Origin of the sequence: Thioalkalivibrio sp. ALMg13-2, assembly GCF_000381185.1 — a bacterium.
Taxonomy (GTDB): Bacteria; Pseudomonadota; Gammaproteobacteria; order Ectothiorhodospirales; family Ectothiorhodospiraceae; genus Thioalkalivibrio; species Thioalkalivibrio versutus.
Genome location: NZ_KB906111.1, coordinates 15,803 through 28,871 on the forward strand (window position 1 = coordinate 15,803; position 13,069 = coordinate 28,871).

At 67.5% G+C, this 13,069-nt stretch carries 12 protein-coding genes; all 12 read right to left on the bottom strand.

Translation table 11 applies throughout. The features are described 5' to 3' along the window. Positions 1–182 precede the first annotated feature (182 nt). Complete coding sequence (locus tag F618_RS0108995) at positions 183–770, bottom strand: L,D-transpeptidase (RefSeq protein ID WP_019568363.1); 588 nt, start codon at positions 768–770, stop codon at positions 183–185. Between the two features lie 13 nt (positions 771–783). Then, complete coding sequence (gene purF / locus F618_RS0109000) at positions 784–2,292, bottom strand: amidophosphoribosyltransferase (protein ID WP_018169616.1); 1,509 nt, start codon at positions 2,290–2,292, stop codon at positions 784–786. A gap of 95 nt (positions 2,293–2,387) precedes the next feature. Beyond that, positions 2,388–2,939, bottom strand: coding sequence for a CvpA family protein (locus F618_RS0109005; RefSeq protein ID WP_019568364.1), 552 nt, complete (start codon positions 2,937–2,939; stop codon positions 2,388–2,390). A gap of 82 nt (positions 2,940–3,021) precedes the next feature. Next, positions 3,022–3,621, bottom strand: a complete 600-nt coding sequence (locus F618_RS0109010; protein WP_019568365.1) for an SPOR domain-containing protein — start codon at positions 3,619–3,621, stop codon at positions 3,022–3,024. A gap of 110 nt (positions 3,622–3,731) precedes the next feature. Further along, positions 3,732–5,069, bottom strand: a complete 1,338-nt coding sequence (gene folC / locus F618_RS0109015; protein WP_019568366.1) for a bifunctional tetrahydrofolate synthase/dihydrofolate synthase — start codon at positions 5,067–5,069, stop codon at positions 3,732–3,734. Between the two features lie 8 nt (positions 5,070–5,077). Beyond that, positions 5,078–6,049: an acetyl-CoA carboxylase, carboxyltransferase subunit beta gene (gene accD / locus F618_RS0109020; protein WP_019568367.1), complete on the bottom strand. Its 972-nt coding sequence runs from the start codon at positions 6,047–6,049 to the stop codon at positions 5,078–5,080. Positions 6,050–6,085: 36 nt separating this feature from the next. Next, positions 6,086–6,919: a tryptophan synthase subunit alpha gene (trpA, locus tag F618_RS0109025; RefSeq protein ID WP_019568368.1), complete on the bottom strand. Its 834-nt coding sequence runs from the start codon at positions 6,917–6,919 to the stop codon at positions 6,086–6,088. Then, a complete protein-coding gene (gene trpB / locus F618_RS0109030; RefSeq protein ID WP_018951751.1) occupies positions 6,916–8,124 on the bottom strand; it encodes a tryptophan synthase subunit beta in 1,209 nt (402 codons plus the stop codon). The genes trpA and trpB overlap by 4 nt, the downstream gene beginning before the upstream one ends. Continuing rightward, on the bottom strand, positions 8,111–8,752 hold the full coding sequence (locus tag F618_RS0109035) for a phosphoribosylanthranilate isomerase (protein ID WP_018937749.1): 642 nt from the start codon (positions 8,750–8,752) through the stop codon (positions 8,111–8,113). Before F618_RS0109035 ends, trpB begins: the two co-directional genes overlap by 14 nt. 71 nt (positions 8,753–8,823) lie before the next feature. Further along, a complete protein-coding gene (gene truA, locus F618_RS0109040) occupies positions 8,824–9,666 on the bottom strand; it encodes a tRNA pseudouridine(38-40) synthase TruA (RefSeq protein ID WP_019568369.1) in 843 nt (280 codons plus the stop codon). 11 nt (positions 9,667–9,677) lie between these two features. Next, positions 9,678–10,394: a hypothetical protein gene (locus tag F618_RS0109045; protein WP_019568370.1), complete on the bottom strand. Its 717-nt coding sequence runs from the start codon at positions 10,392–10,394 to the stop codon at positions 9,678–9,680. A gap of 137 nt (positions 10,395–10,531) precedes the next feature. Continuing rightward, positions 10,532–13,024: a FimV/HubP family polar landmark protein gene (locus tag F618_RS0109050; RefSeq protein ID WP_019568371.1), complete on the bottom strand. Its 2,493-nt coding sequence runs from the start codon at positions 13,022–13,024 to the stop codon at positions 10,532–10,534. Positions 13,025–13,069 lie beyond the last annotated feature (45 nt).

The window sequence follows — 13,069 nt, forward strand, 5'->3', positions numbered from 1 at the left end:
CGTAGGTATTCAGAACCGTTCCATGCAACGGAGTTCCCCGGCACAAGAGCGAATCGGCAACGGGCCAGCCTTGGCAGAAGGCAGGGGGGAGGAAGGACGAAGAGACGATACGCCCGAGCGGAGACGCGCTTTTCCGATGGGTACCGGAGATGACGGACGTGCCCGTCCGGGCACTTGGCTTGTCAGCCGGGCGGGCGACTGAGGTCCGGCACGCCCGGACCCTCGAGGATCATCACCAGCGTCCCGACCGGCAGGCGCGGGAACAGCTCGATCACTTCATCGTTGCGCATGCGCACACAGCCCTCCGAGGCCGGTTCGCCAATGCGTCCCTCCTCGTCGGTCCCGTGGATGTAGATGTACCGGCGCAGCGAATCCACATTGCCGCCCCGATTGATGCCCGGCTCCAGCCCTTCCAGCCAGAGGATCCGCGAGGTGATGTTGTCGCGCGGGCTTTGCGCGCCCGGCTCGGTCAGGATTTCCGCGATCTGGCCGGTGTTGCCACGGGCACGGAAGATCGTGCCACGCGGCGCGCTGTCACCGAAGCGCTCGGCAATCCGATGCAGGCCCAGCGGTGTCTTGAAGGTGCCCTCCTCGAAACCTACCCCGCGCGCCGAGGTCGATACATCGAAGATCTCCGTCACCCGTCCGGCCTCCCAGAGGTACAGCCGCTGCTGGTCCACCCGGACCACCACCACCGGGACATCATCCGCATTGGGGGCTCGTTCGCGGGCATCCCGGACGACGGGTTCGATCCATTGGAGACTGGGCAAGAGCACCTCGCGTCTACTTCTTGTTGGCCAGATCCAGCACCTCGCCGGCGACCGGCGTGTTCACCAGCCCGTCACCGCGCAGCGCCGCGAGGTGTTCCAGGTAGTCCGGAGGCAATCCAGTCACGTACTCCCCGGTGAAGACCGAACAGTCGAACTCCTGAATGTTCCGGTTGCCGCGGCGCACGGCCTTTTGCAGGTCTTCAAGGTCCTGGTAGATCAGGCGGTCGGCGGCAATTGCCTCGCACACCTGGGCCTCGTCCCGACCGTGGGCAATCAGCTCGTCGGCGGCCGGCATGTCGATCCCGTACACGTTGGGATAGCGCACCGGCGGCGCGGCCGAGGCGAAATAGACCTTCTTCGCCCCGGCCTCGCGCGCCATCATTACGATCTCGCGCGAGGTCGTGCCGCGCACGATGGAGTCGTCCACGAGCATCACGTTCTTGCCGCGGAACTCCAGCGAGATCGCGTTGAGCTTCTGGCGCACGGATTTCCGCCGCTTGGTCTGGCCCGGCATGATGAACGTACGCCCGATGTAGCGGTTCTTGATGAACCCCTCGCGGTACTTGATGTTCAGCTCGTGCGCCATCTCCAGCGCTACGGTACGGCCGGTGTCGGGGATCGGCACGATCACGTCGATATCATGGTCCGGCCAGATGCGCCGGATCTTTTCACCCAATGCGGTCCCCATGCGCATGCGCGCGCGGTGGACGAACACGTTGTCGATCACCGAGTCCGGGCGCGCGAAGTAGACGTGCTCGAAGATGCACGGGTTCAGGCGAGTCCCCTCGGCACACACGCGCGTGCTGACCTCGCCGTCCGGCGTGATGAACACCGCCTCGCCCGGTGCCAGGTCCCGCTCCAGGTCGAAGCCCTGGGACTCCAGCGCGGCACTTTCGGAGGCGACCATCCATTCGCGCCCGCCCTCTTCGGCCTCGCGCGAGCCATAAACAATGGGTCGAATGCCGTGCGGATCGCGGAACGCCAGCAAACCGCCCCCGGCGATCATCGCGACCACCGCGTAGGCGCCTTCCGCCCGCTGATGCACGCGTTCCACCGCATCGAACACGGAATCCGGCGTCAGCCCGTTGTCGAGGAAGCGCAGCAGCTCCTGGGCGAAGACGTTCAGGAGGATCTCGGAGTCCGAGTCGGTATTGATGTGCCGGCGATCCGTCGCGTACAGCGCCTGCTTGAGCTCGCGCGCGTTGGTCAGGTTGCCGTTGTGCCCCAGCGTAATCCCGAACGGCGAGTTCACGTAGAACGGCTGCGCCTCGGCCGAGCTGGACGAACCGGCCGTCGGGTAGCGCACGTGGCCGATACCCATATGGCCCGTCAGGCTCTGCATGTGCTGGTTGTTGAACACATCGCGCACCAGACCGTTGTCCTTGCGCAGATGCAGCCGCCCGTCATCGTCACAGGTCACAATGCCTGCGGCATCCTGGCCCCGGTGCTGCAAGACCAGCAGGGCGTCATAAAGGGGCTGGTTCACCGGGCTGCGCCCGACGATTCCGACAACTCCACACATACGGTTTCAGGCTCCAGGGTTTTGCAAACGCTGACCAAAGCCGTTCACGGCCTGTCAGCACACGTTGCGCTGCAAATGCCGTTTACAGCTCGCTTCTAGGGCGTCGCCGGCTCGTCGGCGTCGGGGATTACTTCTTCGACCGGCTCGTCACTCGCCAGCAGATCATGGATCTGTTCCTGCCAGCCTTCCGGCAATTGGGCAATCAGCCAATCCACCAGGCGCTCGAACTCCGGGATCAGGCGGCTGTTTTCCCACCAGAACTCGTCCGGCATCAAGGTCAGCGAGGCAAGGAAGATCAGCACCGCCACCAGCAGCACACCGCGCAGCAGCCCGAAGATCACGCCCAGCGAGCGGTCGGTACCGGTCAGCCCGGTCCCCTTGACCAGGCGGTTGGCCACTACTCCGAGGATGCCGCCCACAATCAGGACGCCAATAAAGATCAGGGCGAAGCCAATGCCCAGGCGCAGGGTGGCATCCGAAACCGCCTGGGGGATTTGTTCCGCCACCTCGGCCGCATAGCGGATACCCAGCCACACGCCCACGATCCACGTGGCGAGCGAAAAGGACTCGCGCACGAAGCCACGAAAAAGGCTGATCAGCCCTGACACAACGATCAGGGCGATGATGATGAGGTCGATCCAGTTCACGGGGCCGGCATCGCGTGCTGAAAGGGCGCGTAGTTTACCCCAGCCATCGGTTCCTCGCAGGGGGCCCCGGTCGTCATGGCCATCAGGGGTGTGCCACCACGATACCGGACAACTCCACCTCGTCCTGCAGGCGTTCGCCCAGCTTGACGGCCTCCTCGCGCTGCGCCAGCGGACCGACCTTCACCCGGTAAATCGGGCGGCCATCGGCCATGGAGTCATCGATGAAGGCGGGCCAGCCCGCGTCGCGCAGGCGGGCCGCCTGCTCGCGCGCGTTGTCCTCGCCGCGGAAGCTCCCGACCTGCACCGCCCACCCGGCCTGCACCGGCTCGTCTGGCTCGACCGAACGCACCGGCGCATCCTGGCGGGCCGCGGAACCTCCCTGCTCCCCAGCGGCCGCGCGCGCGCCCTCGCCGTTCTCCAGGCTGTGCAACTCGGCAACCGGCCTGTCGCGTTCCGCCGCCGGCGCGGCGGGTGCCGTGTCCCGACGTGCAGCCGGGCGCTCCGATGGCAGGGCGATATCGGGCTCGGCAAAGGTGGGCGCCGCGGGCACCGGGTCATCGATCCCGCTCATGTACTCGTAACCTGCCCCGTCGAACAACCAGGGCAAAAAGATGACCGCCAGCACGATCAGGATGACCGCGCCAACCAGGCGAAAGCGGATGGGATTGTCGCTGCTGGTCATGCGGTCATCCGAGGGCGGCGCCAGGGCCAGTTAAGGAAACACTACACGCCTGTGACAGTACGCTCGCTCGCGCCGGCGTCGCAAGCCGTCGGGCATGACGCTCCTGACGCTCAAAGGGCATGCACAACCTCGCCCGCAGCACCAAGCGCCTCGGCCTGCCCGGACAGTGCCAGCTCGGCCAGGGCCTGCGACTGCTCCAGTACCGCCGCCACGGTGTAGAACGAACCGAACACCACCACCCGGCCGCAAGGTCCGGCGCAACGCGTTGCTTCTGCGATGGCCGCCGCGACGTCATCCACGCGGGACACCCGGCGTTGTCCGCTCGCCTCCAACTCGGTGGCCAGCGCCGCGGCGGGCAATGCCCGCGGCAGGTCCAGCGGGACCGGCACCCAGGCATCGACGAGGCCATCCAGACGACTCCACATGGCGGCCCGCTCCTTGTCCGCCATGACGGCGACCAGGGCCACCACCGCACCCGGGGCGGGATGCGCCTCCAGCCAGCGCGCGAGTTCGTTGACCGCATGCACGTTGTGGGCAACATCCAGCAGCCATTCCGGCTCGCCGTGCACCACCTGCAGACGCCCCGGCGCCGAGATCGCCAGGGCCCGACTGACGACACCATCGTCGAGCCCCCGGGCCAGTCCCAGTGATTCGACCACAGCGAGGGCCGTAGCCGTGTTCAGGAGCGCCGCACCATCAATCCGGGCGGCTGCGCCCTCGACCCGCCATTCGCGCGCCGTCCCCTGCCACTGCCATCGTAGCGTCGTCGCGTCGCGCGTCAGGGCGAAATCACGCCCACTGCGCAGGACCTGCGCCCCCAGTTGTGCGGCATGCTCCAGCACGCTGGCCGGCGGTTCGGGCTCGCCCAGCACTACCGGGCGATTGGGGCGCATGATACCGGCCTTCTCGCGGCCGATCGCCTCGCGACTGTCGCCCAGCCAGGTCTGATGATCGAGGTCCACCGCGGTGATCGCAGCGACGTCGGCATCCCAGATGTTGACGGCGTCCAGGCGCCCGCCCAGCCCCACCTCCAGCACCTGTACCGCGACTCCCTGCTCGCGGAACAGCCAGACCGCGGCCAGTGCACCGAATTCGAAATAGGTCAGGGAATCCTCGCCGCGAGCCTGGTCGATCGCCTCGAAGGCACGGCACAGGGCGGCATCGGAGACGGGCTCGCCGTCGATGCGGATGCGTTCGTTGTAGCGCAGCAGGTGCGGCGAGGTGAACAGCCCAACCTTCAGCCCCTGCGTCTGCAGCAGGGCCGCGGTGCGCGTCGCCACCGTCCCCTTGCCGTTGGTCCCGGCCACGATCACGGTGGGCGGTCTGCCGGCCCCACGCAGCCCCAGGCGGTCGGCCACCAGGGCAATGCGCTCCAGGGTCAGATCCATCCCCACGGGATGCAGTTGCTCCTGAAAGGCAAGCCACTCCGCCAGGGTCGTGAAGCGCACCGACTGCCTCAGGCGGGGCGCGGCGCGTCGACGCGCTCGCCGTCCGCCCCGTTTTCGGGACTGATAACCTCGACGGACCCCTCACCCTCACCCTCCGCCTCATCTGCGGTTGGGTCGGCGCCCGGCGCCGGGGCGTGGGTCAGCATGCCCAGCACCGCAGCCAGACGGCTGCGCATGTCACGGCGATCGACGATCATGTCGATCGCGCCATGCTCGAGCAGAAACTCTGAACGCTGAAAGCCCTCGGGCAGGGTCTCGCGCACGGTCTGCTGGATCACGCGGGGCCCGGCAAAGCCAATCAGGGCATTCGGCTCGGCCACGTTCAGATCACCCAGCATGGCCAGGCTCGCGGACACACCCCCCATGGTCGGATCGGTCATCACCGAGATGAACGGGAGGCGTTCTTCCTGCATGCGCGCCAGCACCGCGCTGGTCTTGGCCATCTGCAACAGCGAAAACAACGCCTCCTGCATGCGCGCACCACCGGAGGCACTGAAGCACACCAGCGGGATGCCCTGTTCCAGCGAGCGGTTGGCGCCGCGCACGAAGCGCTCGCCCACCGCGGAGCCCATGGAACCGCCCATGAAGCGGAAGTCGAAGGCAGACGCCACCAAGGGGCGCCCCAGAAGCTGGCCCTGCATCACGATCAGGGCATCGCGCTCGCCGGTGGCCCGCTGGGCCGCCACCAGGCGATCCTTGTACTTCTTGGAATCGCGGAATTTCAGGACATCGGAGGATTCGATATCCGCCGCGATCTCCTCGCGGCCCTCGGCATCCAGGAAGGTCTCCAGGCGCCGGCGTGCGCTCATGCGGCGGTGATGACTGCATTTCGGGCAGACATCGAGGTTGCGTTCCACCTCGGGGCGATAAAGCGTCGCGTCACAGCCCTCGCAACGGACCCACAGGCCCTCCGGGACCCCCCGCTTGGTCGCATTGTCGGTGCGGATGCGCGAAGGCATCAACTTCTCGAACCAGCTCATGCCGTCTCCCCGTAATTCGAATCGGCGCCGCGCATTCTACACCGTGGCTGCCGCGCCCGGGGAGCGCGCCGCATCCATGGCATGACGCATCTCACTGACCACCGCCGCCGCCGCACGGGCAAAGCCGTCGGCATCGCCGTCGTGCTCCTCGGCCAGGCGCACGATCGCGCTGCCCACCACCACGGCATCGGCCACCTGCGCCACCCTCCCCGCGGTCTCGGCATCGCGAATGCCGAACCCCACGCCCAACGGCAGCCCGGTGTGGCGACGCAGACCTTCCAGGCGCGCGGCCAGTGCCGAGGTATCCAGGGTCTGCGAACCGGTCACGCCCTTCAGCGATACGTAGTAAACGAAACCGCGCGCCGCCCGGGCCACATGATCGATGCGTGCCTCCGAGGTCGTGGGCGCGATCAGGAAGATGGGATCGATGCCGGCCTGCTCCAGCAGGCCCACTACGTCCTCGCTCTCCTCGGGCGGCAGGTCCACCGTCAGCAGCCCATCCAGCCCGGCCGCCTTCGCGGTCTGGGCAAAGTTCTCGTACCCCATGCGCTCCACCGGATTCAGGTAGCCCATCAGGACCACCGGCGTAGTGGTGTCGGTCTTGCGGAACTCCGCCACCATCGCCAGCACGTCGCGCAACCCGGTGCCAAAACGCAGGGCCCGCTCGCAGGCCTTCTGGATCACCGGGCCATCGGCCATCGGGTCGGAAAACGGGACGCCCAGCTCGATCAGGTCGGCCCCGGCCTCCACCAGTGCGTGCATCAGGGGTACGGTGGCCCCCGGCTCCGGGTCGCCCGCCGTCACGTACGGGATCAACGCCGCGCGATTCTGTTCGCGCAGTTCGGAGAAACGCTGCTCAATGCGACTCATAGCGTAATCCCCTCGCGTTCGGCCACGGTGTTCAGGTCCTTGTCGCCGCGCCCGGACAGATTGATGATGATGCTTTGATCGGGACGCATCTGCGGGGCCAGGTCCAGCACATGGGCAATCGCATGACTGGTCTCCAGCGCCGGGATGATGCCCTCGGTGCGGGTCATGCGGTGGAAGCCGGCCAGCGCCTGGTCATCCGTTACCGACACGTAGTTCACCCGGCCGATGTCCTTCAGCCACGCATGCTCCGGCCCGACGCCCGGGTAGTCCAGGCCCGCCGAGACCGAGTGCGTGCCGATGATCTGGCCATTCTCGTCTTCCATCAGGTACGTCCGGTTGCCGTGCAGAACGCCCGGCTGCCCGGCGCACAGCGGCGCAGAGTGGCGCCCGGTCTCGACCCCGTCGCCCCCGGCCTCGACCCCGATCATTTCCACCGACTCGTCGCCAAGGAACGGATGGAACAGCCCGATGGCATTGGACCCGCCGCCAACACAAGCGACCAGGGTATCCGGCAGGCGGCCAGTCATCTCCAGGTGCTGCTCGCGCGCCTCGCGGCCGATCACCGCCTGGAAGTCCCGGACCATCGCCGGATACGGGTGCGGCCCTGCCACGGTCCCAATGATGTAGAAGGTGTCGTCGACGTTGGTCACCCAGTCGCGCATCGCCTCGTTCAACGCGTCCTTCAGGGTGCGGGTCCCGGATTTCACCGCCACCACCTCGGCGCCCAGAAGGCGCATGCGATAGACGTTCTGTGTCTGGCGCCGGGTGTCCTCTTCGCCCATGTAGACCACGCATTCCAGCCCCAGCCGCGCGGCCACGGTGGCCGTCGCGACGCCGTGCTGTCCGGCACCGGTCTCGGCGATGATTCGCTTCTTGCCCAGGCGCTTGGCAAGCAGGGCCTGGCCGATCGTGTTGTTTACCTTGTGCGCGCCGGTGTGATTCAGATCCTCGCGCTTGAGGTAGACCTGCGCCCCACCCAGTTCCCGCGACATGCGCTCGGCGTGGTAGAGCGGGTTCGGCCGCCCAACGAACTGCTTCAGGTCATGATCCAGCTCCGCCAGGAAGTCGGGATCCTGCATGTACTGCTCGTATACCGCCTGCAGCTCGTCCAGCGCCCCCATCAGGGTCTCGGACACGAAGCGCCCGCCATACGGCCCGAAATGCCCACGGGCATCCGGGAAAGCCGCCCAGTCAATCTTGTTCATCAGTCTCTACCTCGCATTGACGCACCGCCTGCACGAAGGCCCGCATGCGTCGTGCATCCTTGATTCCGGGCGCGGATTCCACCCCGGAACTCACATCGACCCCGTACGGACGCAGGTGTTCCAGCGCAGCGCGCACCGAGTCCGAATCCAGTCCCCCGGCCAGCAGCCAGGGCCGTTCCAGTGCGTCGGGGACCCGCTGCCAATCGAAGCGATGCCCCGATCCGCCGCTGCGCCCCCCGCCATGACTGTCCAGGAGAAACCCCTGGGCATCCGGGTGCTGCTCCATCACCGGGCGTGGATCCTGCCCTTCGCCCATGGCGATGGCCTTCAGATAAGGCCGCCCGAAGCGCGCGCAAAACGGCGCCGTCTCGTGCCCGTGAAACTGCAGGCAATCCAGCCCTACCGTCTGCAATACCGTTTCGACGCGTGACGGATCCGGGTCCACAAACAATCCCACCGTGGTCACGAACGGGGGCAGCGCGGCCGCGATGGCCGCGGCCTGCGCCGGCTCTACCGCCCGCCGACTCGCTGCATGAAACACCAGCCCGATGGCATCGGCCCCAGCCGCCGCCGCGGCACGTGCCTGTTCCGGGCTCGTCACTCCGCAGATCTTCACCCGATAACGCATGCGCCCGCCGGCCTCCTCTGTCCGGTCGCAAAGCCTACCAGAACCCGGCACGCGATCCGGCTTTCCCGCAATCACCCCGGCGCATTCCCCGGGACGCCATCGAGGACCGGCCCCGCGGTGATCGGCAGCTCGAACTCCACCGGATAATCCACATGCACGAAATAGAGCCCGCCGGCCGGCGCGGTGATCCCCGACGCGCGCCGATCCCGCGCCGCCAGAACCTCCATCGGCCAGCCCACTTCGGCCCGACCATCCCCGACCGCCAGCAGAACGCCGGCGATGTTGCGCACCATGTGGTGCAGAAAGGCATTCGCGTGGATATCCAGAATGACGTAGGAGCCGCGCCGGCGCACCGACAGCGAATGCACCCGCCGCACGGGCGACTTGGCCTGGCACGCCGCCGCTCGCAGGCTGCTGAAATCGTGCTCCCCCACGAAGGCCTGACCGGCCCGATGCATGCGCCGGGCATCCAGCGGCCGTCGCCACCACGATACCCGCCCGGCCTCCAGCGCCGGACGGATCTCGCGATTCGCGATCACATAGCGGTAGCGCCTGCCGAACGCGCCGAACCGGGCGTGGAAGGTATCGGGTACCGGCTGCGCCCAGGTCAGCGCAATCGCACCCGGCAGACGACTGTTGCTTCCCAGGATCCAGGCGCGTGGTTCACGTTGTGCCGGGGTGTCAAAGTGCACCACCTGGGCGGTGGCATGGACGCCCGCATCGGTACGCCCGGCACAGTTCAGCTCCACCGGGTGATTCGCCACGAAGCCCAGCGCCGCCTCCAGGTGGCCCTGGACGCTCGGACCATCCTTTTGCCGTTGCCAGCCCAGCAGCCCGTGGCCATCGTATTCGACACCCAGCGCCCAGCGCTGGCGCGTGGCCGGCCCCGTTCCACCCCCGGATGACACCGACATCTGGTCGCTATTCAAAACCCTGCCCCCAGCACCATCCACCAGACCGCCGCCACGCCCGCCCACAGCCAGGCCAGCGCAGCCTTGGGGATTCGCCAGCCCGAGATCATCGCGGATTCCGCCGGGAGCTCTGCCGCGACAGCGCCACCCCCTGCGAGTGCCTGATCCAGGCGCAGGACAAGCCATTCCCGGACCTGTGCCAAGCGCGCACGGCGCACTCCGCGCAAGCCCGCCCGGCGTTGCTCCAGTGCCACCCGTTCACTCTCGAACATGGCCAGTGCCAGAAACAGACGTCGCGCGAAGCGCTCGCCCCAGCCCCCCAGCACCTGGCGTGGGCCGCCCAGAATGCCCCCAAGGGCACGCACCAGGGCCGGCCGCGGGAAGCGCCCAGTCATCCAGACCACCAGCACCACCACGAGCATCAGTGCAGCAATACGCCATCCGGCCACCTGCAGTCCCGTGCCCCAGTCCCCGCCCCCGGTCGGCCACACCCCGTAGAACACCACGAGCGAGAGATAAAACCATTTCAAACGCAGCACCAGCCGGCCCGCACGGCCCCAGTCCAGACCGGTCAAGGCCAGCCCTCCGGCCACTACACCCGCGACGGCCACCACCTGCGGCTCGGCCGGCACTAGCGCCGCAGAAACACCCAGCACACCCAGCAGCGCCGCTGCCGCGGCTCCGGCATCGCCCTCAGCGGGGGCCGACCTCATCGGCTCTTCCGCGCTCATCGCCACTCAGCGCCCATCCCCATCCTCGAAACCAAAAGGCCCCACCCGAGAGATCCCCCCGGGCGGGGCCGCACATCGTAGCCATGATCGGTTCACGGCGCCGGCATCACCAGCCCGACACGACCCGGCTCCAGCAATCAGCTTCCCTGAATCTGATCCCGGATCGCCTCGGCCTCGCGCTTCTGTTCGTCGGTACCGGAGGCCAGAACCTCGTCGATGAGCTCCTGGGCACCCTCCGCATCACCCATGTCCGCATAGGCCTGGGCCAGACTCAGCCGCGTAACGTTCTCGTCATCGCCGGCCCCATCCGTACCTTCCCCGGCATCGGCCGATTCCGGCGCGGCGAATGCCTCGCCCGAGGCCGGCAGATCCTCGTCCATTTCCAGTCCGGTCTCCTGGCCTTCACCACTGTCACCCCCACTGGCGGGCGCATCAAGGTCCGGAAGCTCGTTCTCCTCGAGATCGAAGGACAGGTTGTTCAGGTCATCGCCTGTCTGGCCTTCTTCCGCAGTCGCTTCGGCCGCACTGGCGAGGTCCTGTTCCAGGTTGTCGTCGATATCAAACGAAAGCCCCTGATCCTCTGCCGTACCCGGCTCTTGCGCATCGGCACGCGGCTTCGCATCGTCGGATTCCGGCAGCTCCAGATCGGAGAAATCGATCTCGTTGCTGTCAGCGTCGCCCCCCGCGGCCCCGGGGTCCACCGAAGCCGGCTCGTCAAGGGAATCGGCGCTGGCCAGGCCGGCCGCCCCGGAGGCACCGCCCAACTTCGACTCCAGCTCCGAGAGGCGATCGCGCAGGACATCGTCGTCCGCACCCAGGCGATCGCGCAGGGCCATCGCCGCCTCGCGTGCGCCCGCTTCGTCCTCAAGCGCCACATGGGCCTCGACCAGCTTGAGCCGGTACTGATTGTTGTCCGGGTTCTCCTTCAGGGCGGCGTTCAGCGTCTCGACCGCCTGGTCATTCATGCCATAGGCCAGGCAGACATCCACCTCGGCCAGCACGTCGTCCGTGCCCGCCGCACCCTCGCTGGTGCTGGAGACCACCACTTCGCTTACCTCTTCTTCGGGTTGGGCCGGTGGATGCGCGGATTCTTCCTGCCTGGACTCTGCAGACTCGTCGGAGCGCGAAGCGGCCGTTCCCACAATGGTTCCGGCCGCAGCCGCGGTCGCGGCCCCGGACACCCCGGAACCCGCGCCTCGCTCGCCGCCCTGGACTTCACGCGCCTCGTACCCCGTGGCGCCCACGGTCGACGCCTGCACCCCGCTATTGTCGGCACGCGGCTTCAGGCCGGAACCGTGTTCGTCGACCATCACCTCGCGGCGGCCGCCGCGGGCAAAAGCCAGCAACACCAGCAGCAGCAGAATGACCAGCGCAATCGCCATCATCAGCAGCAACGGATCGTTCATGATGCGTTCGTGCAGCGGGGCATTGCGTTCGGCGTCCGCACGATCCAGACGCGTGCGCAGCTGTTCGCGCTCGGCGCGCAGCTGGCTCAGCTGTTCCTCGAGCCCGGCCATGTTCTCGCTGGAGATCTCGGCCAGACGCCCACGCTCGCCAAGCTCCTCGCGCAATTCGGAGAGCTCGTCGCGCATTCCGTCCATTTCGGCGCGCTGGGACAGCAGGGCTTCCTGCAGCAGCTCCTCGGAACCCCCCTGGGTTGCCCCGGCTTCGGCATCTTCCGGCAGCAGATCGGCGACGATCTCCAGGCGATCCTCGGCCGCCACCTCCTCGGTCGCGGCCTCGTCGCCCACCGCCGTTTCGTCCTCGGTCACGGCCGAGTCCGATTCGGCCAGCGCGGATTCGTCGTCCTCAACCGCCGCGGCAGCGTCCTCTGTAACAGCCGCTTCTTCGTCCTCGACCAGCGCCTCGCCCTCGACACCCTCCTCAGCCGCGGCCGGAGCCGGCTCCGGTTCTTCGCGGGCGACGCGAGTGGATTCCTGCCAGGCGCGCGTCTGGTCGGCAACCTCGGCCCGCGCCTCGGCGGTACTACGCGCGTCCAACTGTTCGCGGGACGGCGTACGCAATTCCGCGTCCGCTCGCAACGAATTGATGTTGTTACCCATGAAGGCCTGCGGATTGGCGTCGAGGAACGCGAGCATGGCCTGCTCGTCGCTGTATCCCGACACACCGCTGCGGCGCACGACCGCGTAGAGGGTGTCGCCACTACGCACCCGGATGGTTTCGACTTCGCGGGTCGCACGGGGCGCCGCGCCGGGGTCCCTGCTCACGGCCGGCGCAGAAGTTCCGGAAGGCATCGTGCCGGGCGGATCCAGCAACAACGAGACCTCGCGCATGGCGCGCCCGCCATCCCAGCGCGCCTCCAGCAGCATGCCCACATAGGGCTCGCGCACCGGCCGGCGTGTGGTCAGGATGATGCGGTCACCCTCAACCTGGATGTTCAAGTCCCCCGGAACACCGCCACGGTTCAGACCGGCGCGGCGGTATGCATCCTCGGAAGCCTGGCGAATTCGCAGGGAGTCGCCGGCAGCCGCCGCCCCCCGCAAGGGAATCTCCGCCCGCAAGGGCTGATTCAGGAAGGATTGAAGATTGATTTCGCCGAAGCCCACGGAACTCGAGGACGCCGGGGCCACCAGCAGCAAGAACAAAAACCCAACCAAAAACTTGCGCACGAATTCCCCCTGAAAATGCCACCTGGCCGTACTGCCTCGGCCGAC